Annotated in this window: 25 protein-coding genes and 1 tRNA gene; 12 read left to right on the top strand and 14 right to left on the bottom strand. The window is 60.9% G+C overall.

Going from position 1 to position 23,818, the window contains the following annotated elements:
- Window positions 1–31 precede the first annotated feature (31 nt).
- Window positions 32–2,014: an acetate--CoA ligase gene (gene acs, locus KBY72_RS04955; RefSeq protein ID WP_254961104.1), complete on the top strand. Its 1,983-nt coding sequence runs from the start codon at window positions 32–34 to the stop codon at window positions 2,012–2,014.
- Here acs and KBY72_RS04950 read toward each other — a convergent pair.
- From KBY72_RS04950 to KBY72_RS04935, 4 genes are all read right to left on the bottom strand, one after another.
- Complete coding sequence (locus KBY72_RS04950) at window positions 2,011–3,738, bottom strand: putative bifunctional diguanylate cyclase/phosphodiesterase (RefSeq protein WP_254993164.1); 1,728 nt, start codon at window positions 3,736–3,738, stop codon at window positions 2,011–2,013. The two genes, acs and KBY72_RS04950, sit on opposite strands and share 4 nt — an antisense overlap.
- Window positions 3,738–4,754 (bottom strand): FIST signal transduction protein, encoded by a 1,017-nt coding sequence (locus KBY72_RS04945; RefSeq protein ID WP_254993177.1) that lies wholly within the window; start codon window positions 4,752–4,754, stop codon window positions 3,738–3,740. The genes KBY72_RS04950 and KBY72_RS04945 overlap by 1 nt, the downstream gene beginning before the upstream one ends.
- 236 nt (window positions 4,755–4,990) lie before the next feature.
- On the bottom strand, window positions 4,991–5,725 hold the full coding sequence (locus KBY72_RS04940; RefSeq protein ID WP_254961108.1) for a DUF1350 family protein: 735 nt from the start codon (window positions 5,723–5,725) through the stop codon (window positions 4,991–4,993).
- 2 nt (window positions 5,726–5,727) lie between these two features.
- Entirely contained in the window at window positions 5,728–6,183 is a 456-nt protein-coding gene (locus KBY72_RS04935; RefSeq protein ID WP_254961109.1) for a peroxiredoxin, read from the bottom strand.
- A gap of 124 nt (window positions 6,184–6,307) precedes the next feature.
- On the opposite strand from KBY72_RS04935, the gene KBY72_RS04930 reads away from it, so the two are divergent.
- A complete protein-coding gene (locus KBY72_RS04930) occupies window positions 6,308–7,162 on the top strand; it encodes a 3'-5' exonuclease (protein WP_254961110.1) in 855 nt (284 codons plus the stop codon).
- 84 nt (window positions 7,163–7,246) lie between these two features.
- Here the strand turns inward: KBY72_RS04930 and KBY72_RS04925 are convergent.
- From KBY72_RS04925 to KBY72_RS04895, 7 genes are all read right to left on the bottom strand, one after another.
- Window positions 7,247–7,320, bottom strand: a tRNA-Pro gene (locus KBY72_RS04925).
- 11 nt (window positions 7,321–7,331) lie between these two features.
- Window positions 7,332–7,673 (bottom strand): hypothetical protein, encoded by a 342-nt coding sequence (locus tag KBY72_RS04920; RefSeq protein WP_254931489.1) that lies wholly within the window; start codon window positions 7,671–7,673, stop codon window positions 7,332–7,334.
- Entirely contained in the window at window positions 7,670–7,852 is a 183-nt protein-coding gene (locus tag KBY72_RS04915; RefSeq protein WP_254931488.1) for a hypothetical protein, read from the bottom strand. Before KBY72_RS04915 ends, KBY72_RS04920 begins: the two co-directional genes overlap by 4 nt.
- Before the next feature lie 13 nt (window positions 7,853–7,865).
- A complete protein-coding gene (locus KBY72_RS04910; protein ID WP_254993163.1) occupies window positions 7,866–8,162 on the bottom strand; it encodes a hypothetical protein in 297 nt (98 codons plus the stop codon).
- A 2-nt stretch (window positions 8,163–8,164) separates the two neighbouring features.
- Window positions 8,165–8,863, bottom strand: coding sequence for a peptide-methionine (S)-S-oxide reductase MsrA (msrA, locus tag KBY72_RS04905; RefSeq protein ID WP_254961112.1), 699 nt, complete (start codon window positions 8,861–8,863; stop codon window positions 8,165–8,167).
- Window positions 8,864–8,889: 26 nt separating this feature from the next.
- On the bottom strand, window positions 8,890–9,168 hold the full coding sequence (locus KBY72_RS04900; protein WP_254961114.1) for a hypothetical protein: 279 nt from the start codon (window positions 9,166–9,168) through the stop codon (window positions 8,890–8,892).
- Window positions 9,169–9,259: 91 nt separating this feature from the next.
- Window positions 9,260–11,041: an ABC transporter ATP-binding protein gene (locus KBY72_RS04895; RefSeq protein WP_254931485.1), complete on the bottom strand. Its 1,782-nt coding sequence runs from the start codon at window positions 11,039–11,041 to the stop codon at window positions 9,260–9,262.
- 75 nt (window positions 11,042–11,116) lie between these two features.
- Between KBY72_RS04895 and KBY72_RS04890 the strand changes: the two genes are divergently transcribed.
- The 9 genes from KBY72_RS04890 to KBY72_RS04850 all read left to right on the top strand — a co-directional run bounded on the left by KBY72_RS04890 (window position 11,117) and on the right by KBY72_RS04850 (window position 21,881).
- Complete coding sequence (locus tag KBY72_RS04890; protein WP_254961115.1) at window positions 11,117–11,449, top strand: DUF3288 family protein; 333 nt, start codon at window positions 11,117–11,119, stop codon at window positions 11,447–11,449.
- 105 nt (window positions 11,450–11,554) lie between these two features.
- The gene (gene trpD, locus KBY72_RS04885) at window positions 11,555–12,598 is read left to right on the top strand and encodes an anthranilate phosphoribosyltransferase (RefSeq protein WP_254931483.1); all 1,044 of its coding nucleotides are present in this window, start codon (window positions 11,555–11,557) and stop codon (window positions 12,596–12,598) included.
- 22 nt (window positions 12,599–12,620) lie between these two features.
- Window positions 12,621–13,757 (top strand): glutamine-hydrolyzing carbamoyl-phosphate synthase small subunit, encoded by a 1,137-nt coding sequence (gene carA / locus KBY72_RS04880; protein ID WP_254931482.1) that lies wholly within the window; start codon window positions 12,621–12,623, stop codon window positions 13,755–13,757.
- Between the two features lie 95 nt (window positions 13,758–13,852).
- Window positions 13,853–14,197: an STAS domain-containing protein gene (locus KBY72_RS04875; RefSeq protein WP_254931481.1), complete on the top strand. Its 345-nt coding sequence runs from the start codon at window positions 13,853–13,855 to the stop codon at window positions 14,195–14,197.
- A gap of 16 nt (window positions 14,198–14,213) precedes the next feature.
- Window positions 14,214–14,621: a ribonuclease III domain-containing protein gene (locus KBY72_RS04870; RefSeq protein ID WP_106501987.1), complete on the top strand. Its 408-nt coding sequence runs from the start codon at window positions 14,214–14,216 to the stop codon at window positions 14,619–14,621.
- Between the two features lie 15 nt (window positions 14,622–14,636).
- Window positions 14,637–16,382, top strand: coding sequence for a 23S rRNA (guanosine(2251)-2'-O)-methyltransferase RlmB (gene rlmB / locus KBY72_RS04865; protein WP_254931480.1), 1,746 nt, complete (start codon window positions 14,637–14,639; stop codon window positions 16,380–16,382).
- A gap of 61 nt (window positions 16,383–16,443) precedes the next feature.
- Window positions 16,444–16,683, top strand: a complete 240-nt coding sequence (locus KBY72_RS04860) for a DUF1816 domain-containing protein (RefSeq protein ID WP_254931479.1) — start codon at window positions 16,444–16,446, stop codon at window positions 16,681–16,683.
- 57 nt (window positions 16,684–16,740) lie between these two features.
- Window positions 16,741–18,225, top strand: coding sequence for an Asp-tRNA(Asn)/Glu-tRNA(Gln) amidotransferase subunit GatA (gatA, locus tag KBY72_RS04855; protein ID WP_254961118.1), 1,485 nt, complete (start codon window positions 16,741–16,743; stop codon window positions 18,223–18,225).
- 113 nt (window positions 18,226–18,338) lie between these two features.
- Window positions 18,339–21,881 carry a DNA polymerase III subunit alpha gene (locus tag KBY72_RS04850; protein WP_254993162.1) on the top strand — a complete coding sequence of 1,181 codons (3,543 nt, stop codon included), beginning with the start codon at window positions 18,339–18,341 and terminating at the stop codon, window positions 21,879–21,881.
- Here KBY72_RS04850 and KBY72_RS04845 read toward each other — a convergent pair.
- The 3 genes from KBY72_RS04845 to ruvA form a co-directional block, all read right to left on the bottom strand.
- Window positions 21,861–22,277 carry a PAM68 family protein gene (locus tag KBY72_RS04845; protein ID WP_254993176.1) on the bottom strand — a complete coding sequence of 139 codons (417 nt, stop codon included), beginning with the start codon at window positions 22,275–22,277 and terminating at the stop codon, window positions 21,861–21,863. The genes KBY72_RS04850 and KBY72_RS04845 overlap by 21 nt on opposite strands.
- A 26-nt stretch (window positions 22,278–22,303) precedes the next feature.
- On the bottom strand, window positions 22,304–22,573 hold the full coding sequence (rpsO, locus tag KBY72_RS04840; RefSeq protein ID WP_106501986.1) for a 30S ribosomal protein S15: 270 nt from the start codon (window positions 22,571–22,573) through the stop codon (window positions 22,304–22,306).
- 91 nt (window positions 22,574–22,664) lie between these two features.
- Window positions 22,665–23,312: a Holliday junction branch migration protein RuvA gene (gene ruvA / locus KBY72_RS04835; protein ID WP_254959905.1), complete on the bottom strand. Its 648-nt coding sequence runs from the start codon at window positions 23,310–23,312 to the stop codon at window positions 22,665–22,667.
- 21 nt (window positions 23,313–23,333) lie between these two features.
- Here ruvA and KBY72_RS04830 point away from each other — a divergent pair, with 21 nt between their 5' ends.
- A complete protein-coding gene (locus tag KBY72_RS04830; RefSeq protein ID WP_254993175.1) occupies window positions 23,334–23,813 on the top strand; it encodes a hypothetical protein in 480 nt (159 codons plus the stop codon).
- Window positions 23,814–23,818: the final 5 nt, after the last annotated feature.

Here is a 23,818-nt window from a genome sequence, read left to right as displayed (position 1 = left end):
CCGCCCGTCAGTAACCGCCTGTCTGCCACCTATGCCTGATGCCACAACGGGCCCGACGATCGAATCGGTGCTCCAGGAGCAACGGTTATTTGCGCCGCCTGCTGAGCTGGCCGCCTCGGCCCGCATTGGCTCTCTGGATGCATACCGGGCCCTATGCAGCAAGGCTGATCGTGATCCCGATGCCTTCTGGGGCGACCTGGCCCGTAGTGAGCTGCACTGGTTTGAGCCTTTCGAATCGGTGCTCGATTGGAGTAATCCGCCTTTCGCCAAGTGGTTTGCAGGGGGCACCACCAACCTGAGTTTCAATTGCCTCGATCGCCATCTCGATGGCCCTCGGGCCGATAAGACCGCCCTGATTTGGGAAGGGGAGCCCGGCGACAGCCTCAGCTTTACCTACCGCCAACTGCATGCCGAGGTGTGTAAGGCGAGTAATGCCCTCAAGGCACTTGGCATCGGCAAGGGGGACCTAGTTGCCCTTTACATGCCGATGGTCCCGGAGGCAGCCATTGCCATGCTGGCCTGTGCCCGCATTGGTGCCCCCCACTCGGTGGTGTTTGGCGGCTTCTCAGCCGATGCCCTGCGGGATCGGCTGATAGATGGCCAGGTGAAGGCGGTGATCACCGCCGATGGCGGCTTCCGTAAGGACAAGCCCGTGCCCCTTAAGCCCGCGGTGGATGAGGCACTCGCGGCAAATGGTGGTGCACCAAGCGTTGAGCATGTGCTGGTGGTGCAGCGAATCAAGGGCGACTGCGCCATGGCTACCGGCCGGGACCACTGGTGGCACGAGTTGGTGGATGGGCAGAGCACCGAGTGCCCCGCCGAGCCCATGGCCAGCGAGGACCGCCTATTTGTGCTCTACACCTCCGGCTCCACCGGCAAGCCCAAGGGGGTGGTGCACACCACTGCCGGCTACAACCTCTGGGTCCACCTCACCTTCCAGTGGATCTTCGACATCCGTGAGGAAGACATCCACTGGTGCACCGCCGATGTGGGCTGGATCACCGGGCACAGCTACATCGTGTACGGGCCGCTCTCGAATGGCGCCACCACGGTGATGTACGAGGGTGCACCGCGGCCCTCCAAACCCGGCGCCTTCTGGGAGGTGATCCAGAAGCATCGCTGCACGATCTTCTACACCGCCCCTACGGCGATCCGGACCTTCATGAAGAGCGGCCGAGCCGTGCCGGATCAATACGACATGAGCTCGCTGCGGATCCTCGGCAGCGTTGGTGAGCCGATCAATCCCGAGGCCTGGATGTGGTATCGCGACGTGATCGGCCATAACCGCTGCCCTGTGGTGGACACCTGGTGGCAGACCGAGACTGGCGGCGTGATGATCAGTCCCCTGCCCGGCGCCACCCCCACGAAACCCGGCTCCTGCACCCTGCCCCTGCCGGGAATCGCCGCCGACATCGTCGACATGGACGGCGTTTCCCAGCCGGCTGATGCCGGTGGCTACCTGGCGGTTCGTAGGCCTTGGCCAGGGATGATGCGCACCGTGCATGGCGATCCGGAGCGCTTCCGCAAGAGCTACTGGGAGGAGATCAGACCCGCAGATGGCTCCTACTTGTATTTCGCCGGTGATGGCGCCCGCCGTGACGTCGACGGTTATTTCTGGGTAATGGGCCGGGTTGATGACGTGATCAACGTGAGTGGTCACCGACTCGGCACGATGGAAATTGAAAGTGCTCTTGTGAGCCATCCCGCGGTGGCTGAGGCGGCGGTGGTGGGCCGGCCCGATGAGCTCAAGGGTGAGGGGATCGTGGCCTTTGTGACCTTGGAGGAGGGTCGCAGCGGCGACGACGCCCTGATTGCCGATTTGCGGGCCCATGTGGGCAAAGAGATCGGACCGATCGCCAAGCCCGATGAAATTCGTTTCACCGATTCCCTGCCCAAAACCCGTAGCGGCAAAATCATGCGCCGCATCCTGCGGGCCCTGGCCTCTGGCCAGGAAGTGACTGGTGACACCTCCACCTTGGAGGACCGTTCCGTACTCGATGCCCTAAGGGTTTAGGGGGTTAAGGGGGCCAGGCGAAGCGGTTCGATGAAGGCGACGTCCGTTGACTCAATGCTGATCGGACGTCCAAACCAGTATCCCTGGCCGTAATCACAACCCAATTCGCGCATGCGATTCATCTGGGCCTCCCTTTCCACTCCTTCAGCCACTACCTCCAGTTCGAGAGCCTTGGCGAGAGTGAGAATTGTGGTTGCAATAACCTCATCTTCTGGATTCTTTCCCAATCCGCTCACAAATGAGCGATCAATTTTAAGAACCCCTACCGGGAAGCGCTTTAGGTATAGCAATGATGAATACCCCGTGCCGAAATCATCAATCGCCAGTCGTAGGCCAAGATCTCGCAGTGCGTCGATAGTGGCCGTTGTCGATTCAATGTCATCAACAAGAGTTGTTTCTGTAATCTCTAGGTAAACACTAGCCGGATTGATTCCTGTTGATTCTAGTATTTCTTTGATGCGTACCTTCACCCGTGGGTCGGCAAGACTGCGGGCAGACAGGTTTGAAGACAACCTCAGATTGCCTAGGCCATGAATCTGCTGCCACCTGGCGATAGCAGCGCAGGCGCTCGCAAACACACACATGTCGATCTCCTGGATCAGTCCACTGTCCTCGGCTTGTTCCAGAAAGGCGGCGGGCATCAGCACTCCCAGTTGGGGATGTTCCCAGCGAACCAGGGCTTCAAAGCCCGTGAGGGTATCGTCAACGAGGCGGAAGATGGGTTGTAAAAAGGGTTTGATTTCCCCGTTTTGCACCGCATTGCCGATGGACTCCTCTAGCGAGAGACGTTGTTGGGCTTGCAGACGCATGGTCGAATGAAAGGTTGAGTGGCGACCACGGCCTAAGGCCTTTGCCTGATACATAGCCATGTCCGCATTTTCCAGCAGAGTTGATGGGCTATCTCCTAGCTGGGCAAAGCTGATGCCGATCGATACGGTGTGGCTGAGTTCTGAGCCAGCAACCTTTAGGGGCTGACGGATTTCCGCGATAATCCGGCTGGCCAATTGACTGGCATCATCTCGGTGGCTTGTACGGGTGACAACGATAAATTCATCTCCCGATAGACGACCGACTAGATCGTCATGGCGAACCACGTGTCTTAGGACACGACTGACATGAATTAGTAGTTGGTCGCCGGCGCTGTGTCCATGGGCATCGTTGATCCACTTGAAGCGATCTATATCGATAAAAAGCACCGCTGTAAAAAGGGAGTTATCTACTGACAGATGATCAATCGCTGCCTGCAGCCGATCCAGCACCATGCGCCGATTGGGCAGACCAGTAAGGGCGTCATGAGTTGCTTGAAGAAGGGCGTCCTTACGCGCCTGTCTTTCCGATGTAACAGCCCTTAGTATTTTTATACTTAGTTCGATGCTACGGCCCATAGCTCGCAGCAGGGACCGTTCCTCCAAGTCAAAACGTTCACCGAGGCGGCCCACAAACAGCATGTCCATTGGACCCATAGGAGCCCAACAGGTGCGGAGGATGCCTGAACGAATAGTGATATCGCCTGGTTGGTTGATTAACTCCCCCAGAAGCTGTTGCTGATCCTCGTCTGATAGCCCTATGCACCAGTCTATTGATTGATCGCAGATGATTGCGGCCACCTCGGCATCAACTGATTCAGCCACCCGGTTGAGCACATTGCGGAGATTGTCTGGATCCTCCGTGGAGAAAGCTGAGAGGATCTCCGAAAGCATGTGCAGGGACCAGGAGGTCTCCATTAGCCGATCGCCAGTGTTACGAGGGTTTGGTTATGAAAGCCTCCTGCGCCTTTGGTGCGGGCAATTTCTCCATAGGTATAGAACCCTGCCATCGGTACGGCTCCGCAACTGCTGGTGATTAAATCAGTTTCTTCATGTACGCGCTCTTCTGTAAATACTGCCCTTCGTGAGACGCAGTCGAATAGCAGTAAGCCAGCCGGCGGAAACCCGTTTAGGGCCTCGACAGCCGAAATGCAGGACTGGGCTGCCGCATTAAGAACAGAGTCGAAATTGCCTTCAGTGAGGAAGGCCAATGCTCCCTGGGGAACCTCTGCCACCAAGATCAGTTCTCGCCTATCGAGGTTGAAGCCGGTGATGTGACGCATCTCGATTTTATCGCGCCGGCGTATTCCAATGGGGTGAGTCGCGGCAAAATTGGCGAATGCGGCAGGGTCGGTCCGAACAATATCTTCCGGATTGAAGAAATCGAGGTATACATCTAGTGCTGGCTTATCTTCCAAAGTCGACAGAATGTTTCCCTTGCTCCCAGTGACCAACATAGGGTCACTTGCTGGGGTCCAGCCGTGGCTTACGCCGATGCCTAAGGGGCGGTCGGAACTAACTGCTGCTGCCACCACTGCCTGAGTCATAACCCTACGGCCATGGATCTGCCGGGTTCGGCTCATCGCTAGATAGTCGCCGGCGCAGCCTCCCACCAGGGGAACGTCTATTCCAGCTACGTCGTAGGCGCCGCGCACCACATCCATTTGATCACCGCAAAGGCCATCGGAGAGCACGATCAAGACCGTATTGGCCCGTTGCTCAAGATGGTCCAGGCAGTGGGCGGCCTCGGTTGCAGCCTGGCGCAGGCCCTGCGCATCACCCTGGCCGGAACCAGTACTTACTTCGATTGCCGAGCCTCCCAAGGCCCACAGCACCAGGGCATTGGCCACCGCACCGCCAGGGGTGATTTCACCAGATGTTGTGCAACCAATCACCTGCGTATGGGGAAAGGTCCCATGGAGCTGCTCGGCAATCGCCGCCAGATTAAAATTTGGCGCAAACAGGGCTACGATCAGCTTGGGATCCTGGGGGCAATGCAGAGCCTGTAGTGACTGCTCAAGGGCCTGGCCGGTGTCGTTTAACGAAGAGGCGCCTACCTGGACCCAGCTCTCAGCAACCATCGAAGTGACCATTGAGGCTGGCTCCTGCGTCGGAGTATGCCCCCGACTGTTACCCACAATTGTCTACCCCCGTAGGGACGGCTCAGCATCTAGGCCGCGCTGGCCCAAGCATCAACCGCGGCTGCGATGCCATCCAGGGATCTTTTTTTAGCGGGATCGTCGGCCCACTGGCCCAGCAGGCTCTTTCGCAGCCCCGCGCTAGCGGGGGCGAGATGATCCCCCGGGAATTCCCTCAGCAGGCTGGCATCTCCACTACGACCTTGCAGAACCCCCAGCAGCCGTTTGCTTTGGTCGATCTGATCCCGGTTGAAGCGCACCACTAAGTTGCGGGGTTGGAGATAGGTTCGAGCCACCTGCTGCAGGGTTTCCTCCGGTGAGGGGCTGAACTCGCTGCGAAAGTTGAACTGCTGACCGAGTTCCGCCAGCAGTGGTATCGAGCGCTCGGCTGAGAAGTTGTTGAAGCTCAAGGCCACAAGGCCGGCGCCCCCCCGCCCCCCATCAGGTGCCAGCAGGTGCAGCTTGCAGCCCAGGCTGTGGCCAAGTCGCAACACCAGCCTGCTGGAGTCGCCCCCTTCACCATCCGCATCACGCAGCTGACGGAACCGCCGCCAGGCGGTATTGGCCTGATCCTGGTGGTCGAAGCCAGGCACATAGGTCCAGGCCCTAATCCGCCAGCCCCTAGCCGCCAGTGCCTCCAGAAGCCGGCGGTAGCTGAGCTGGGGGGTCGCCGCCAGGTAACTGCCGCCGATGAATTCGACCGTGCCGCGGTTGGGTCGCTCGGCCTCCAGTTGCCAGATATCGCCGCGCTGCCGCCAGAGCGTCATGGTCAGAGGGCGAGGCGTTGTAAGGCCGCCCGCGCTTCGTTGCGATGGGCTGCGCCATCAAGGAGGTTGTTAAACACATGGCGGATTACGCCTTCGCGGTCGATCACGTAGGTGACCCGGCCTGGCAGCAACCCAAGCACATTTGGCACTCCGAAGGCTTTGCGTAGGGCGTTGCCTTGGTCCACCAGGAGCGGGAAGGGCAGGTCGTGACGACTGGCAAAGCGCTGGTGGCTGGCCCGGTCGTCGCCACTGACACCCCACACCTCAGCTCCCAGGGACTGAAGGTCGGCGTAGCTGTCACGGAAGGCACAGGCTTCAGCGGTGCAGCCTGGGGTGTCGTCCTTTGGATAGAAGAACAGCACCAATGCCTTGCCGGCTAGCTGATCGCTGCGGTGCCCCTCACCATTTTGATCATTAAGGGCAACTAGGGGGGCTCGATCTCCGGCGGCAAGTGCCATCTAAATCAAATTGGGCAACTGTTTTCACCCTAGGCAGCTGTCCTGGTTGCCGTAGTCGTAGTCCAGGTCGTAGCTGGTTTTCTAGCGGTGGGCTAGGACGATGGGTTGAGCGACGCAGGCAGATGTGACTGGCCCGATCGAGGAACAGCCAAGCCTCTGGCAGCAGAGCGACCTGCTGAGCCTGGTGAGTGCAACCCCGGCCTTGAGCCCAGCGGCCCAGCCCAAGCAGGTTGTGGCTCGTGATCCCAGCCCTTCCAACCGCGATCCACAACCGCGATCAACACCTATCAACCTGCTGATCCTGGACACGGAGACCACGGGTCTGGAGCCGGTTTCAGCCCAGTGCATCGAGGTCGGAGCAGTTTTGTTTCATGTACCCAGCAGGTCGGTATTGAGCCAGGTTTCCTTTCTTTTGCCAGCTGCTGCCAACCCGGCGGAACATGTCAATGGCATTGCTGCAGAAGTGACCAGACTTTCCCAGCCCTGGCAGGCCGGCCTCCAGCATTTCCTTGCCCTGCTCGCCGGGGCCGATGCGGTGCTCGCCCACAACGCAGCCTTTGATGCCAAGTGGTTTGGGCTGGGACCGCTGCCGGCTATTGACAAGCCATGGATCTGCTCGATGGACGATATCGAGTGGCCGCCTGAGCGACACCTGAGGACGTCCCCTTCGGTGCGCGATCTGGCCTTGGCCTACGGGGTGCCGGTGTGGGCTGCCCATCGGGCCCTTACCGATTGCACTTACCTAGTTCAGGTGTTGGAGCGCTGCGACAACCTCGAAGGCCTACTGGCTGCAGCTACGGAGCCGAAGCTGCTCTATCGGGCAAATCTTCCCTATGCCGAACGGCATAAGGCCAAACAGGCAGGCTTTCGCTGGAATGAACCGGTGCGAGGTGCCTGGAGTCGTCGACTAAGCGAGCGCCAGGCCCAGGCCCTGGCTTTTGAGGTGCAGAGGGTGAAGGCCGATTCAGAAGCGGCATGAGCGCCCGGGAATGGCGCATAAAAAAACCGGCTGGGGAAGCCGGCATGGAAGAAGGTCACCTTGGTAATCGGTGAAATGTCGAAATCGGAGCGACAGGATTTGAACCTGCGACCCCCACTACCCCAAAGTGGTGCGCTACCAAGCTGCGCTACGCCCCGGCAGATCGAAGTTACCACAGCGCTTTGCGCTGTTTCAGCCGGCGTATCAGCCGTTCTGTGAGTCGCTCCCGTCCCAAAACTGCATACCCAGGAACCCGCAGGCGACGGGCTAGTTGCCGCAGTTCACCGACCCCCAGGCCTGCCAGCCGCAATTCGGGCAAGCGGCTCCATACGGCTGAGGCCGCAGGCAGGTCCGAACCTTTGCGATTGGCTGAGAAGCTCAGAAGGGCGCCGCCAGCCATCCACTCAGGCACCAGCACAAACAACACGGCCAGCAACCCATAGAGCTCCACAAGCCCCTTAGGCAGAGGATGCAGGGGGCGGTTGCGTGGCCTGGGCTCGAGCTTGCTCACAGCAGGGGGGCCTTGGGGTCGTTCAACCTGCCGGACGGCTGACCGGAGGGCCTATCGCGCCATTGCAGCTGGGGTTCGGACTTCGGGTTCAGTTTGACGCTCCAGAAGATCAGGGCAAAGCAGAGCCCCAGGGTGATAAACAACCCAAGAATCACCAGGCGATCCGGTAAGGGGTTCACAGCGCTGTCCTGCTCATACCTGGTCCGTGCGCAGGCACTCCAACCTTCTGAATTGCTGCTCCATAGTCAGCACATCGCCCCTGAGCACCAAGGTCAGTTGCTCGTTGCGATAACGGATGCCTGGTAGGTCTGAGGCCTCGCGAAACACGGTGGAGCGGAAGCGTCCGGTGAGCAGGGAGGCTTGGGCGTCATTGCGCTCCAGGGTGACCCGGCTCTGATCGGGGCAGATGAATTGTTCGGTGATGCCGTAGTCCTCCCACCAGGGCGACCCCATTGAGAGCAAGGCGAGGGCAAGCAGCGGCATGGACATGCTCAGGCCAGCTGAATTGGGGCATTCTCCCCCCGCAACACGCAGTGGGCCACCGTCCAGTCATAGGAAGACCACACCCGTGGATCGAGCTTGTAGGCCGAGCCCGCAAATTCCCCGAGCCTTTGGCCGCTTGGCTGGGCCGAGCAGTAAGGACGGCTGCCGGGTTTGGCTAAATATTGCTGGTGATATGGCTCCGCGTACCAAAGGGTTTGGTTGCTGCGCAGCTCAGTGGTGATCTCCCCAAAGCTAGCGCTGCTCAACAGGGCCTGGTAGGCGTCGCGGCTGGCCTCTGCTAGGGCCACCAGACCAGGATCATCCGCATAAATCACCGAGCGGTACTGGCTGCCCCGATCATTGCCCTGGCGATTCCCCTGGGTGGGGTCGTGGCATTCCCAGAACAGCTTCAGCAAATCGCTGAAATCGATTAGGGCCGTATCCCAGACCACCCGCACAACCTCGCTGTGGCCCGTGCGTCCAGAGCAGACTTGGTCGTAGCTGGGTTGCTGGATTGAGCCACCGGCGTAGCCCACGGCTGTTGTAACCACGCCAGGCAGGCGCCAAAAGCCCTTTTCGGCTCCCCAAAAGCAGCCGCAACCGAAAACCACCTCTGACTGGCCGCCCTTTATGGCTGCATCAATTGGGGTGCCCAGTACAACGTGGGGAGCTTGGGCCTGAGGGGTGCCCTGAAACAGGCCGAACACGCTGCTAATTGCAATGAAATCGGAGCCTAGAGAGTCCCTTTAGTTGCCGCGTCGGGCTCAAAGGCAATGTGATTAAGGAGAGTGGTGGTGAAGGCGAACAGCAGGAACGGCAGGGAAAGCACCAGGATCAGGCCCACACCCACAAGGGCAAAGATCGGCTTGCTGGCCCCCATCAAGGCCAAGCCAGCCGCCAGGCTGGCGAAGATCACCAGCATCCAGATCAAAATCTGCCCGTAGATATCGCCAAAGGTCAGGGTGCAGCGCAGCCGGTAGGGCAAGCCGGTAATCGGGGCAACTGGCTCCATGGATCCTCCTAGGCGTGGAACGCAAATGGCGACACCATCCACCTAAGCCCCATCTAGGTCACTTGGCTGAACAGCTCAACAAGTATTGAGATCAGCCGGCCGACCTCAGCTGTTCCTTTGCCTGCTCCCTATCCCAAAGGCGACGGTAGGTGCCGCGCTCAGCCACGAGCTTGCTGTGGTGGCCCTGCTGCACTAGCCGGCCCTCTTCGAGCACCAGCACTCGATCACAGGCGGCCGCCGCCGACAACTGATGGCTGATCATCAATACGGTGCGACCCAGACCTTGGTCATTTGACTGGGCATTGGCCTGCTCACTGCGAATCGTGCGAAGGATCTCGGCAGCGGTGGTGTTATCGACGCTGGCTAGGGCGTCATCAAGCACCAATAGCGGAGTGCGAACCAGTAGGGCCCGCCCCAGGGCTGTGCGTTGTCGCTGGCCGCCGCTAAGGGTGATGCCTCTCTCCCCCACCAGGGTCTGGTAGCCGTCGGGAAATCCCTTGATGTCGCCCTCAAGCCTGGCCTGGCGAGCTGCTGCCTCGACCCGCTCAAACGGCGCATCCGGCTCGCCATAACGCAGGTTGTCGGCCAGGCTCGCTGTAAACAGATAGCCCTCTTGGGGTACTAAGCCCACCTGGCCACGCAGTTCAGCCAAATCCAGAGCGGTGATGTCGACCCCATCGAGCCAAAGTTGGCCGGGATCTACCTCGACCATGCGCCCCAGGGCACGGGCCAGGGTGGTTTTGCCGCAGCCCACGGGCCCCACCACTGCCACAAGTTCGCCGGGATGAAGCTCAAAACTGACGTCCACCAGGGCTGGTCGAGGCGCGTTGGGATACCGCACGGTGAGGCCGCGGGCCTCCACAGCCCCCCGACCGGGCTTGGCTGGGGGAGTTGGTGAAGCTGAAGAAACGATCAAGGGCCGCCGTCGCAGCAGCTCCTCTACCCGCTCCAGGCTCACCTGGCCGGTTTGGAAGGTGTTGAGGGTGAACCCCAGCAGGGCAGTGGGGAACACCAGCCGCTCCACAAACAGAATCAGGGCGACCAGGTCGCCGATGCTGAGGCGGCCACTTTCAAGCTGGCCACTGCCCAAGGCGAGTAGCAGGAGCAGGCTGATGGACGAGATGCCTTCCAGCAGCGGGAACAGGGTGCTGCGGGTGCGGGCCAGATTCAGGGCAGCATCCCGGTAGATGCGGTTGCGACCGGCGAAGGCGGTCTGCTCGGTGCTCTCCTGGCCGTAGATCTTGATGGCGCTGATGCCGGAGAGGTCCTCCTGGATCAGGTCGCTTAAGGAGGCCAAGGCCTCCTGCTGGCGGCGTTGCTGGCGCATCATGCGACCGCCAAACAGGCGCACCACCATCAACATCAGGGGGTAGAGCCCCACCGCCGCCACGGTCAACCAGCCGTCGATGGAGAGCATCGCTGGCAAGGTGAGCGCGTAGGCCAGCACCGTGTTGGTGAGGCTCAGCACGGCGAAGCCCAGGAGCCTGCGCACGTTTTCGACGTCGGAGGTGGCTCGGCTGATCACCTCGCCGCTGCCTGTGGTCTGAACCCAGCCGGGTTCCTGCTTGAGCAGGTGATCAAAAATCTGTTGTTTGAGCTCGGCCTCCACCTGCCGGCCTACCCCGAACACCAGCATGCGTGAGTAGAGCCGCACCGCCCCCATCACCGTTGCCAGGGCGACGATCAGCGCCGCCTGAGCCAGCACGTCTTGAAGAGCGAAACCATCCTGCAGGTCGTCGATTACCCGCCGCACCAAAAGGGGAATGGAGACGCTCAGCAGGTTCACCACCACAAGGGCGGCGACGCCGATTAACACCACCTTGCGATGGGGCCGCAGGTAGCGACGGATCAGATCCAGCCGTATGGCTCCCATCAGGGGCCGTTTTCACAGGTCCACCAACCTAGGCAGCTGCTTTTCCGGCAGGCTGGCCTCAGCAACAGCTGCGCCATGGCTTCCGCTCCTTCCCAATCCGGCAGCAATGATCAAAGCCATCCGCTTTACGCCACGGATCGCGAGGTGGTGGATCGGCTGCTTGCCGCTGAGGTGCCAGCCGACCACCACCTGGTTGATGCTGCCCGTTTGTTGATGCGCTACGAGGACTTTCCCGGTGCCCGTGATCTCAGCTCAGATTTGGCCAAGACCCTGCGCTTGTGGGGAATTAGCCGTGAAGATCTGCACAGCCGCACCCAGGCAATCTGGGCAAAAGGTTTTCGGCCCGCACCAGCGGCGAGTGAGGCGGTGGGCTCCAGCTTTGACACCGCTGACCAGGAACAGACCTGACATTTTGCCAAGGCAGTCATCGCCATTTACCCCTTCTTCGGGTGATAGTGGATAGGTCCCCATCACCCGGCCCGGAGTGCTTTGCACCCGGGCTTTTTACTAGCTATGCCCACTGTTCAGTCCTGGCCTGCCCTGTTGGACCAGCTGCTCAATGGCGAGTCGCTGTCGGCCCAACAGGCGACCGCGCTGATGCAGGGCTGGCTGAGCGAACAGATCGATCCAGTGCTTACCGGAGGGTTGCTGGCCGCCTTGCGAGCCAAGGGAGTTAATGGCGAGGAGCTGGCGGCCATGGCTGAGGTCTTGCGAGAAGCTTGTCCGCTGCCGGCTTCCCGCCCTTCTATCGCGCTTGTAGATACCTGTGGCACCGGTGGCGATGGGGCCGACAGCTTCAATATTTCAACGGCTGTGGCGTTTGTGGCTGCCGCCTGTGGCGCCCACGTGGCCAAGCACGGCAACCGCAGTGCCAGTGGTCGGGTGGGATCAGCCGATGTGCTGGAGGCACTGGGCATTCATTTGCAGGCCCCCCAGGAGCAGGTGATTGGTGCCTTACCAAGTGCGGGGGTGACTTTTTTGTTCGCCCCTGGTTGGCATCCGGCGCTGGTGGGGCTGGCCCCCCTGCGCCGCAGCCTGGGGGTGCGGACTGTTTTCAATCTGCTGGGCCCATTGGTAAATCCCCTGCGGCCTGAGGCCCAGGTGCTCGGGGTGGCCCGGCCTGATCTGCTCGATCCGATGGCTGAGGCTCTGGCCCGGCTAGGGCTGCGCAGGGCTGTGGTTGTGCATGGTCAGGGCGGCCTTGATGAGGCCTCCCTTGCTGGAGTTAATTCGCTGCGACTGGTGAAATCTGGTGTTGTGAGCAGCGACCAGCTCGACCCTGAGGCATTGGGCTTGCAGCTTGCCCCGATCGCCGATCTGGCAGGTGGAGATCTCGCCACCAACCAAGCCATCCTCGAAGCCGTGCTCCAGGGCCGAGCTAGCCGCGCCCAGGCTGATGTGGTGGCCCTCAACGCAGCGCTGGTGCTGTGGGCCGCTGGTTTGACCGACTCAGTCGCCGCTGGTCTGAGCTTGGCCCAGCAGGCCATTGCCAATGGAGCTGGCTGGCAAGTTCTAGAGCGGCTGCGCGCCGCCCTGCCAGCCCCCGTTGCGGGATGATCAAAGCAACTGCCCTGAACCCGTGAGCGAGTCCGCTGCCACTGCCTTGCTGGTGTTGGCCGACGGCACCGTGCTGAGGGGTGAGTCCTTCGGGGCCCGGGGCACAGCCATCGGAGAAGTGGTGTTCAACACCGGCATGACCGGCTATCAGGAGGTCATGACCGACCCGAGTTACTCCGGGCAGTTGGTCACCTTTACCTACCCCGAACTGGGCAATACCGGGATCAACGCCGCCGATCAGGAGGCGGATCGCCCCCACGTGCGTGGGGTGATTGCCCGCCAGCTTTCACCTTGTACCAGTAGCTGGCGCTCAGAGGGTGATCTAGATGGCTGGCTTCTACGCCATGGAGTAGTTGGAATTCGAGCAATTGATACGCGAGCTCTGGTGCGTCATTTACGTGATGGCGGCGCGATCAACGGCGCAATTTGCAGTGATGGCACCTCGGCTTCGGCCCTGCTTGATCAAGTCCGCTCGGCCCCTTCGATGCAGGGCCTAAACCTGGCGGCATCAGTTACTACCCCTAATCCTTATCACTGGGATCAAACCTGTGGGGTCGCTTTTGATGCCCGTATGCAATCCCAGCCCGATTGCCCCTACCGGGTGGTGGCCATTGATTTCGGCATCAAGCGGGCGATCCTCGAGCGTCTTGCGGCCCACGGCTGCGAGGTGACCGTGCTTCCAGCCGATGCCAGCTTGGAGCAGGTTCTCAGTTACAAGCCCGAGGGAGTGTTCCTGTCCAATGGGCCCGGCGATCCGGCCGCCGTTAGCTCCGCTATTGAGCTCGCCAAAAGTCTTATCGCCCTGCCCAATCTCCCCCTGTTTGGCATCTGCCTTGGCCACCAGATCCTGGGGCTGGCCCTTGGAGGCACCACTTTTAAACTGGGCTACGGCCATCGCGGTTTAAATCACCCTTGCGGCAGCCCAGGGCAGGTGGAGATCACCAGCCAAAACCATGGTTTTGCCCTCGTGCCCGAATCCCTGCCCGCCGATCGAGTGCGGGTAACCCACCACAACCTCAACGACCAAACCGTGGCTGCACTGGAGCTGCTTGAGGCACCGGTGTTTGGTGTTCAGTACCACCCGGAGGCCAGTCCCGGTCCCCACGACGCCGACCATCACTTCGCGCGCTTCGCCGCCCTGATGGCCAGCCGCCGCTGAGGCATTTTTGTTGCGTCTTCTGCAGCGGCAAAATTGCTCCCTACACTTCGCCCCAGAACGGATCGAGGACTGGAGCCATCAACGACCTGCAGCGATTGACTGTCTCCCTGCGAGGAGGCTTCGAGCAGCAGGCCCACTGCCAGCTGTTCAGCTTCACTGGCCAGCTGGATGCCTACTCCGACAAACAGTTCGGCGAATTTGTGGCCTCTCACCGCGGCAATGGTCAGCCTTTGGTGATCGACCTCAGCCACATCGACTTCCTCGACTCGTCCGGTCTTGGCGCCTTGGTCCAGCTTGCTAAGCAGTGCAACAGCGATAAGCAGAAATTTTTGGTGGTGGGTAATGCCCGGGTTGTTCAAACCGTGAAGCTGGTGCGCCTAGAAGAATTTCTGCACCTTCAGCCCGACCTCGAAACAGCCCTTGGCAACCTCGCCGCTTGAGCAGGGAAAGGCTGAGCTGCGGCCCGCTTCGAGCTGGCTAGCTGGCCTTGCCCCCCATCCTCCCCAAGCCGAATTAGGCCCGCTACAGCTGGCCTGGCTGGGTGATGCGGTCTGGGAGCTTCATCACCGCCTGCAGCGCTGTCAGCGTCCAGGCCGCTCCCATACCCTGCACCAGGAGGTTGTGCAGGTAGTGCGTGCCGACGCCCAGGCTCTGGCACTGGAGAAGCTTGATCAGCAGCTCACTGATGCGGAGCGAGACCTTGTGCGCCGGGGCCGCAATCGGGCTGGCAGGGGCCCCCGGCGGGGGGATGCGGCGGCCTATGGCCAGGCAACTGGCCTTGAGGCCCTGCTTGGTTGGTTGTTTCTCCACGAGCCTGCCCGGTTAGCCGAGCTGCTAGATCACTTGCAGGAGATCGATCCATAACCTGCAGACAACGCCATGAGCCCACGATTTGAACGCCGTCCCGAGAAGCGGACGGGGGGCGGCGCCCGTGGGGCTGGCCGTCCTCCCCGCTTCAGCGGTCCCAAGCCTGAATGGCGCCGCGATGGAGCTGGTGAAGGCCGTGAGGTCCGTGAGGGAAGAGAAGGCCGTGAGGGCCGTGAAGGCCGTGAAGGGCCAAGAGATCGGGAGCCCCGGCGAGAGACCGGTGCACGACCCGCCCCCCGGGGTGTGTCCCGCTTCCAGCCCCGCCGCGATGGGCCAGCCGACCGCCCCAGTAGTCGCGGCGAGCGCCGCCCATTTGAACGGCGTGGTGACAGCGAGCGACCTTCGTTCGACCGTCCGCCTGCTCCCCGTTTTTCCAGCGATCGCTCCGGCTCAGACAGCAAGCCCTACGAGCGGCGACCCGGCGGCCGCTTTGAAGGTCGTCCCCAGGGCCGCCGTCCCGACTCTGGTCGCCCAGATAGCCGTCGTTTTGAGGGTGGGGGTCGCTTTGAAGGGGCCGGTCGCCCTGTTGGCCGACGTTTTGACACGGGGAGCCGCCCAGCGCCTGGCAGGTTTGCTGGCAAGCCGCTGATCGTCGACGCCGATACCCTTCCCCCCAGCGGTGATGCGGAGCGTCACAGCGTCGATCCCAGCGCCGATTTGATCTGGGGCCGGCATCCAGCCCAGGCGGCACTTGAGAGCGGTCGACCGATTCATCGCGTCTGGTGCACTCCAGAAATGCGCTTCAGCCCCAAGTTTCTGCAGCTGCTGCGAGAAGCCAAGGCATCGGGAGTACTGGTTGAGGAGGTCACCTGGGCGCGCCTAGGTCAGCTCACCGGAGGTGCCGTGCACCAGGGCATCACCCTGCAAACAGCGGCAGCTGAGACCCTTGATCTACAGACCCTGATGGAGGGCTGCGCAACCATTGGTGAGCCGGCCTTGCTGATGGCGGTCGACGGTCTTACTGATCCCCAGAACCTCGGCGCAATTGTGCGTAGTGCCGAAGCCCTGGGTGCCCATGGCCTGGTTTTGCCCCAGCGCCGCAGCGCTGGACTTACCGGCTCGGTGGCCAAGGTTGCGGCAGGTGCTCTTGAGCACTTGCCCGTGGCTAGGGTGGTCAACCTCAACCGGGCCCTCGACACCCTCAAGCAGGAGGGTTATCGGGTAGTGGGTCTGGCAGCCGAGGGCACCGTCAGCCTGGAGGAGGCCGATCTAGCTGGGCCTTTGGTCATAGTCACCGGTTCTGAGGGTGATGGTCTCTCCATGCTCACCCGCCGCAACTGCGATCAGCTGGTGCGCATCCCCCTGCGTGGCGCCACACCAAGCCTTAACGCCTCTGTGGCTACCGCCCTACTGCTCTATGAGGTGGCACGGCGTGGCTGGATGAAGGGGTTGAGCGGTTCCCAGCCCGCGCCCCGCTTGGTGCGCCCCCAGCTGCCCGCTCCAGCCGCCAGCCCCGAGCCTGAGGAAGAGCCCACGGCAACCGAAGCGAGTTCTGCAGAAGCCCAGCAACTGCCCACAAGCCAGCCTGATAGCTCCCCTGAGCTTCTTCACGATCAGGAGCCCCAGCCGGAGCAAGAGGTAATGCCGGAAATCGAGCCAGAGGACCAGTCAGAGCTATCGGCAGAGCAGCAGATTGCTGCAGCGATCACGCTCAACCAGGAACTGGCCAACCAGGAACCGGTCAACCAAGAACCGGTCATTGGCCTGGGTATGGAGCCAGCCGCCAAATCTGGTTTCCTTGGGGATATTCAACTGTGACTCAACTCTCAAGCCACGGTACCGACGCCGGGCAGAATGGATTACAAGCCGCTCCTGCCTCATGAATCCCCTGCTGTGGCCAGTGCGCAGCTGCGCTAATGGTCTGGGCCTGGCCTGGTGGGCACGGGTAGAAACCCACTCTCCCAACTCTGTTTATTGGTTTGGCCCCTTCGTGCGTCGCGGCACCCTGGAAAGCCATCTGCCGGCTTTCTTGAACGATCTCCGGGCCGAATCTCCGGGTTCTCTGGATCACCAGTTACTGCGCACCCGACGGGGCGAACCGCTCACCGAGTTCGACTGAGGGCTAGTGGCCGTTGCCGCTGGCTGATAGCGTCCAATCCAACTGGCAACAGGGTTGATGGGGATCGCTGATTCGCGCGAACAGGGGATTGCTCAATGGCGTCAGCAACTGCGCAATGGTGAGGTTTCAGCCCGTGAACTCACCGATCACCATCTGGCACGCATCCAGGCGGTTGATCCCACCGTTCACGCCTATCTGGAGATAACTGCCGAGCGGGCCAGGGCAGATGCGGATCGCATCGACGCCAGCCGCGCTGCTGGAGAAGATCTGCCACCCCTGGCAGGTATTCCTCTGGCAATCAAGGACAACCTCTGCACTAAGGGGGTCCCTACCACCTGCTCCAGTCGCATGCTGGAGCACTTCGTTCCCCCCTACGAGAGCACTGTTACCGACCGCCTCTGGCAAGCGGGAGCTGTCTTGCTTGGCAAGACAAACCTCGATGAGTTCGCCATGGGCAGCTCCACCGAGACCTCAGCCTTCGGCCCCAGCCGCAACCCTTGGAATCCAGAGAGGGTGCCTGGTGGTAGCTCCGGTGGCAGCGCCGCCGCGGTGGCTGCAGGCGAGTGCATCGCCGCCCTTGGCTCCGATACCGGCGGGTCGATTCGCCAGCCCGCCTCCTTCTGCGGGGTGGTGGGATTGAAGCCCACCTACGGCCGCGTCAGCCGCTACGGCCTGGTCGCCTTTGCCAGCTCCCTCGACCAGGTGGGCCCGTTCACCAACTCGGTGGCGGATGCGGCCGAGCTGCTGCAGGTGATCGCCGGTGCGGATCCGCGCGATGCCACCTGCCTGCAGGCCCCCGTGCCCGATTACGTCGCCGCCCTTGATCAACCTGTTGCTGGTTTGAGGGTGGGCATGGTGCGCGAGTGCTTCGAAGCTGAGGGCCTTGATCCCCAGGTGAAGGCTGCGGTGCTGGCCGCTGCCGCCCAGTTGGAGGCCCTGGGCTGCGAGCTGGTGGATGTGAGCTGCCCCCGCTTCAACGACGGCATCGCCACCTACTACGTAATCGCGCCATCAGAGGCCTCTGCAAACCTGGCCCGCTACGACGGTGTCAAATACGGCTACCGGGCCCCGGATGCCACCAGCCTTGCCGAGATGACGGCCCGCAGCCGGGCTGAGGGTTTTGGCGACGAGGTGCAGCGCCGCATCCTGATCGGCACCTACGCCCTCTCGGCCGGATATGTGGATGCCTACTACAAGAAAGCCCAGCAGGTGCGCACCTTGATTCGGCGCGACTTTGACCGGGCCTTTGAGGCAGTGGATGTGCTGCTCACCCCCACCTCGCCCACCACGGCCTTTGGCTTTGGCGCCCACAGCGACGACCCCTTGGCTATGTACCTCGCCGACCTGCTCACCATCCCGGCGAACATGGGTGGCCTGCCTGCCATCAATGTGCCCTGCGGCTTTGATCTCGAGGGCCTGCCGATTGGTCTGCAGCTGATCACGGGAGTGCTTGAAGAGCCGCGCCTGCTTCAGGTGGCCCACCACTACGAACAGGCCGCCCAGGTGATGCAGGCTCGGCCAGTGGCCCCATTGGTGCCCTAGGGACTGACCCCAGATCTAGTGGTTTTGCGCCGGTCTGACGCGCAAATGACACTGGATCTTGCGTGGTCGCCTAGCTTGGGGAGGCTTCCGATGCCTTCCGGCTAGACCTGCCCTTGGCCTTCGTTCCGCTCCACAACCACAGCGACTACAGCCTTTTAGACGGGGCGAGCCAGTTGCCGGCGATGGTGGATCGGGCTGTGGAGCTGGGCATGCCAGCCCTTGCACTCACCGATCACGGCGTCATGTATGGCGCCATTGAGCTGCTCAAGCTTTGCGCCAAGGCCGGGATCAAGCCGATCATCGGCAATGAGATGTATGTCATCAATGGCTCCATTGATGACCCTCAGCAGAAAAAGGAGCGCCGCTACCACTTGGTGGTGCTGGCCAAAAATGCGGTCGGCTATCGCAACTTGGTCAAGCTCACCAGCATCAGCCACCTACGCGGCATGCGCGGCCGGGGCATCTTTGCCCGTGCCTGTATCGACAAGCAATTGTTGAGCCAGTACAGCGAAGGTTTGATCGTGGCTACTGCCTGCCTGGGAGGCGAAATTCCTCAGGCGATTTTGCATGGCCGGCCCGATGCGGCGCGCGAGGTTGCCAGCTGGTATCAACATACTTTTGGCGACGACTTCTACCTGGAAATCCAGGATCATGGCGGCATCGAAGACCGCATCGTTAACACCGGGATTGCCCGCATCGGTGCCGAGCTGGGCATTGAACTGATCGCCACCAATGATGCCCATTACTTAAGTGCCAACGACGTCGAAGCCCATGACGCGCTGCTTTGCGTGCTTACGGGCAAGTTGATCAGCGACGTGAAGCGTCTGCGCTACACGGGTACCGAATACATCAAGGGGGAGGCAGAGATGCTCTCCCTGTTCAATGACCACCTTCCTGCCGAGCTGATTGAGCGGGCTGTTGCGAACACAGCCAAGGTGGCTGAAAAGGTCGAGGCCTACGACATCCTCGGCCGCTATCAGATGCCCCGCTTCCCCATCCCGGCTGGGCACACAGCGGTGAGCTATCTCACTGAGGTGGCCGAGCAGGGTCTCCGGCAGCGCCTACGCCTGACTGATGACGTTAGCTTCGAGCCCCAATATGGCGATCGCCTCGCCTTTGAGCTCCAGGTAATTGAGCAGATGGGTTTTCCCACCTACTTCCTGGTGGTGTGGGACTACATCCGCTTCGCCCGGGACAACGGCATACCTGTGGGGCCGGGTCGTGGTTCAGCTGCGGGTTCCTTGGTGGCCTACGCCCTGGGGATCACCAACATTAACCCGGTTACCAATGGCTTGCTTTTTGAGCGGTTCTTGAACCCTGAGCGCAAGTCGATGCCGGATATTGATACGGACTTTTGTATCGAGCGGCGTGGCGAAGTTATCGACTATGTAACTAAGCGCTATGGCGAAGAAAAGGTGGCCCAGATCATCACCTTCAACCGCATGACATCAAAAGCGGTGCTCAAGGATGTGGCCCGCGTACTTGATATTCCCTATGGCGATGCTGATCGCCTGGCCAAGTTGATCCCTGTGGTGCGGGGCAAACCTGCCAAGCTCAAGGAAATGATCGGAACCGAATCACCGGCTCCAGAATTCCGCGAGAAATATGAAAAGGACCCAGTCGTACAGCGCTGGGTTGATATGGCAATGCGTATTGAGGGCACAAATAAGACCTTTGGCGTACACGCGGCTGGCGTGGTTATTGCAGCGGAGCCCCTTGATGAATTGGTCCCCCTGCAGCGCAACAACGATGGCCAGGTGATTACTCAATACTTCATGGAAGATGTGGAGTCGATGGGTCTATTAAAAATGGACTTTCTCGGTCTCAAAAACCTGACAATGATCGATAAAACTGTCGATCTTGTGCAGCAATACAGCGGCATCAAGGTTGATCCTGATGATCTGCCTCTTAACGACGCAGGTACATATGCCCTGCTTGCTCGTGGTGATCTGGAGGGCATCTTCCAGCTTGAATCTAGTGGCATGCGCCAGATTGTGCGCGATCTCAAGCCTTCATCGCTTGAGGATATCTCTTCTATTTTGGCCCTATACCGGCCCGGTCCGCTTGATGCAGGTCTGATCCCTAAATTCATTAATCGCAAGCACGGTAGGGAGGTAATTGATGTAGCCCACGAGAAGCTTGAGCCGATCCTTAAGGAGACTTATGGAATCATGGTTTACCAAGAGCAGATCATGAAGATCGCTCAGGAATTGGCTGGCTACTCCCTTGGCGAAGCAGATCTGCTGCGGCGGGCTATGGGTAAGAAGAAAAAGAGTGAGATGGAGAAACACCAGGGACTTTTTGTAAGTGGCGCCACGGAACGTGGCGTCGAACCGCGAATAGCGGAGGCACTTTTTGAGCAGATGGTTTTGTTTGCTGAATACTGTTTCAACAAGAGCCATTCCACCGCCTACGGCGCGGTGACCTATCAGACGGCTTACCTAAAGGCCCACTACCCAGTTGCCTACATGGCGGCACTGCTCACAGTCAATGCCGGAGACTCGGCCAAGGTGCAGCGATATATCGCCAACTGCAATGCAATGGGTGTCGAGGTGATGCCCCCTGATGTAAATGCTTCCGGCATCGATTTCACACCCGTTGGTGATCGGATTCTTTTTGGTCTTTCGGCCGTTCGCAATCTGGGTGATGGGGCGATTCGACAGTTGATTGAGGCCCGCTCTGGCGATGGTTGTTTCAACTCCCTAGCTGAGCTATGCGATCGCATTCCTGGTCAGCAGCTCAACCGACGCGCCTTGGAGGCCCTGATCCATTCAGGAGCACTTGATGCCCTCGAGCCTCTGGGCAATCGCGCCCAATTGATGGCGGATCTGGATCTAGTCATCGACTGGGCCAGCTCCCGTGCCAAGGATCGGGCCAGCGGTCAGGGCAACCTCTTTGATTTGTTTGGCGCCACCGCCGCAGCCGACTCTGCTGGGGGTTCCGATGCCACCGGCCTGGGCGATATCAGCACCGCCCCCAAGGCGGCTCCGGTCCGCGACTATCCCCCAACTGAAAAACTCCGCCTGGAAAAGGAGTTGGTGGGCTTCTACCTATCAGACCACCCCCTGAAGCAGCTGGCCCAGCAGGTGAAGTTGCTATCGCCGGTCGCCCTGGGCAATCTCGACGAGATGGCTGACAAGGCCAAGGTGAGCGCAATTGTGATGGTGCCTGAGCTGCGCCAGGTGAACACCCGCAAGGGCGACCGGATGGCCGTGCTTCAGCTTGAGGACCTAACCGGCAGCTGTGAGGCGGTCGTGTTTCCTAAAAGCTATGCCCGTTTAGCCGACCACCTAATGGTGGATGCCCGCTTGCTGGTATGGGCCTCGGTAGATCGCCGCGATGATCGAGTGCAATTAATTGTCGAAGACTGCCGCTCCATTGACGATCTGCAGTTGTTGATGGTTGATTTGCCTGCCGATCAGGCCGCCGACATCGCCATTCAGCACCGCCTGCGCGAGTGCCTACATCGCCACAAGCCACCCCAGGACGAGGCTGGCCTGCGAGTACCTGTGGTGGCCCTGGTCCGTCAGGCGGGCCAGACCCGCTTCGTGCGGCTTGGCCCCCAATTTTGCGTAGGCGATGTGGGCGCTGCCCTTGATACCCTCACCGCTGCCGATTTTCAGGCTCGAATCAGCTCACCGCTCTTGGCGGCCTGAGCTGGTTGGCTGATTACCTGAACCATTGCGCATCGCCTTAATCGAGCTGCGCAAGCGGCTGATATTTAGTCCGATCTGCTCGGTGCCGAACAAGCTGCCTGGCTTCTCTTCCCAGCTTGCGGAAAGCACACCAAAGCTCAAGCCCAACAGCCCTAGAAAAAAACATCCACCAGAGGCCGCCAAGGTGGCACTGGGTGGAACGTCAAAAATTTGGCGGCTGACTAACAGGTAGCTACCAATAAATACGCCCATGCCCATGACGGTGGGAATGCCAGTGCCGATTGCAATTCGGCGCGCCATGCGATTGGCAACCGCGTCAGGGATTACCTGCTGGCTGGGACCGGAACGCCGGGCCGGTTTTGGGTTGCCTTTGCCCGATTGGGCGCGACCTTGCATTCCCTTTCCGGCCATGGCTGCCTCGATCAGCCCCGGATGCCGAGCTTGGCGATCAAAGCGCTGTAGCGCTCCTTGCTGATGCCATTTAGGTAACCAAGCAGGCGCTTACGGCGTCCGATCATCTTGAGCAGGCCTTGGCGCGAAGAAAAATCGTGCTTGTTTTTCTGCAGATGGCCGGTCAGCTGGCTGACCCGCTCACTGAGCATGGCCACCTGGACTTCCACCGATCCGGTGTCTGTGCCATGGGTCTGGTGACCGTTGATCAGTTCCTGCTTTTTGGTGGTGGTGAGCGGCATGGGCTGGGGAATAAAACGCAGGCTGGGCCCGGTTTGGGGACCTACGGTGCAAGTTCCCACCATACCTTCTGACGGACATTGGTATTCCGTCTCAATCCATTGGGCGGGATAGCCAGCGCAAGCACTCTCGGATCCAATCTTCTGCCCCGGCCGACTCCCCCATGCCGACGGCGGCTACCGCGCGCAGGGCGCGATGGATTTCAAGGGCTTCGTAGCCCAGAGCAGCCAGGGTTAGCTGCACTTCATCACGGCCTTCTGCCGGCAGCAGGGGGCCGTCCGCCAGCGAATCCGGATCGCCGTGGTTTTCCAGTTGGCCCAGAAACCGCTGCTGCAGTTTGGTCCGCAGCTCAACAGCCAAGCGCTCGGCTGTGCGCTTTCCCACCCCGGGTGCCTGGCAGAGCCGCCGCAGATCGGTCTGCACGATGGCTTGCACCAACTCCCTGGGATCCATCACTCCCAGTAATCCCAGGCCCATTTGAGGCCCTACGCCGCTTACGGCAACCAATTCCCGAAACAGATCCCTTTCGTGGCGCTCACCAAAGCCGTAGAGAATCCAGGCGTCGTCGCGGATGGCCAAGTGGGTGTGCAGCCTCAGAGCACTGCCCTCCTGCGGCAGCTGCTGCCATTGCCGCTGGCTCACCTGAACCTCATAACCCACCCCCTGACACACCAGCAGCAGGCCATAGCGCTTGTCCTGCTGCCAGGGATGGTTGAGTTGCCCTTGCAGCCAGCCGATCATGGAGTCAGTAATAGGTTCCCCATCGTGCCCGCCGTGTTCAGCCGTGCCCAGCCCCTGCCGCTTCCCCGGTTGAGCGCCTGGTTGCTGCCATTGCTGTTGATGGTTTGCATAGTGCTCACTGGTTGCAGTGCTTCCGCTCAGCCGCCGCGATCGGTGTTATTGCATGCCCTTGAGTTGCAGATTCAGCTCACCCAGGGCGCCATCGCTGATGCCCTGGCCCTAGATGCCGGCGGCATGCCGGAGGTGAGTCGGGTGCGGGTGGCTCAGCAGCAGCCGATCGGGATCGGTGAGGCCAAGGGGCTGCGGCTGGAGGGCCAGTTCGACTGGCGCCTCGCTGGCGATCCGATCCGGGTGGACAGTCCCTTTGAGCTCTTTCTGCAGCGGGGCGAGCGAGGCCAAAGCTGGCGTTTGGCACGCCCCGTGGGTCCTGCCCCATCTACCGGCGCTGACGGCCAGCAGACCTGGATCACCGACCCGCTACCACTCAAGGCACGGGGCTGATCAGC

The organism is Cyanobium sp. BA5m-21 (genome assembly GCF_024346235.1).
Taxonomy (GTDB): domain Bacteria; phylum Cyanobacteriota; class Cyanobacteriia; order PCC-6307; family Cyanobiaceae; genus Cyanobium_A; species Cyanobium_A usitatum.
Note: the sequence above shows the minus strand (reverse complement) of the source record. Positions and strands in the feature narration are given on the sequence as shown.

Excerpts from the sequence above, each read along its gene's own strand:
- acs (WP_254961104.1), top strand. The coding sequence starts at position 32 with ATGCCTGATGCCACAACGGGCCCGACGATCGAATCGGTGCTCCAGGAG.
- rlmB (WP_254931480.1), top strand. The coding sequence starts at position 14,637 with ATGAGCCCACGATTTGAACGCCGTCCCGAGAAGCGGACGGGGGGCGGC.
- rpsO (WP_106501986.1), bottom strand. The coding sequence starts at position 22,573 with ATGCCGCTCACCACCACCAAAAAGCAGGAACTGATCAACGGTCACCAG.
- KBY72_RS04860 (WP_254931479.1), top strand. The coding sequence starts at position 16,444 with ATGAATCCCCTGCTGTGGCCAGTGCGCAGCTGCGCTAATGGTCTGGGC.
- KBY72_RS04890 (WP_254961115.1), top strand. The coding sequence starts at position 11,117 with ATGGCTTCCGCTCCTTCCCAATCCGGCAGCAATGATCAAAGCCATCCG.
- KBY72_RS04935 (WP_254961109.1), bottom strand. The coding sequence starts at position 6,183 with ATGGCACTTGCCGCCGGAGATCGAGCCCCCCTAGTTGCCCTTAATGAT.
- ruvA (WP_254959905.1), bottom strand. The coding sequence starts at position 23,312 with ATGATCGGCTGGCTGCAAGGGCAACTCAACCATCCCTGGCAGCAGGAC.
- KBY72_RS04895 (WP_254931485.1), bottom strand. The coding sequence starts at position 11,041 with ATGGGAGCCATACGGCTGGATCTGATCCGTCGCTACCTGCGGCCCCAT.
- KBY72_RS04900 (WP_254961114.1), bottom strand. The coding sequence starts at position 9,168 with ATGGAGCCAGTTGCCCCGATTACCGGCTTGCCCTACCGGCTGCGCTGC.
- KBY72_RS04845 (WP_254993176.1), bottom strand. The coding sequence starts at position 22,277 with ATGCAAGGTCGCGCCCAATCGGGCAAAGGCAACCCAAAACCGGCCCGG.
- KBY72_RS04940 (WP_254961108.1), bottom strand. The coding sequence starts at position 5,725 with ATGACGCTCTGGCGGCAGCGCGGCGATATCTGGCAACTGGAGGCCGAG.
- gatA (WP_254961118.1), top strand. The coding sequence starts at position 16,741 with ATGGGGATCGCTGATTCGCGCGAACAGGGGATTGCTCAATGGCGTCAG.
- KBY72_RS04910 (WP_254993163.1), bottom strand. The coding sequence starts at position 8,162 with ATGTCCATGCCGCTGCTTGCCCTCGCCTTGCTCTCAATGGGGTCGCCC.
- KBY72_RS04950 (WP_254993164.1), bottom strand. The coding sequence starts at position 3,738 with ATGGAGACCTCCTGGTCCCTGCACATGCTTTCGGAGATCCTCTCAGCT.
- trpD (WP_254931483.1), top strand. The coding sequence starts at position 11,555 with ATGCCCACTGTTCAGTCCTGGCCTGCCCTGTTGGACCAGCTGCTCAAT.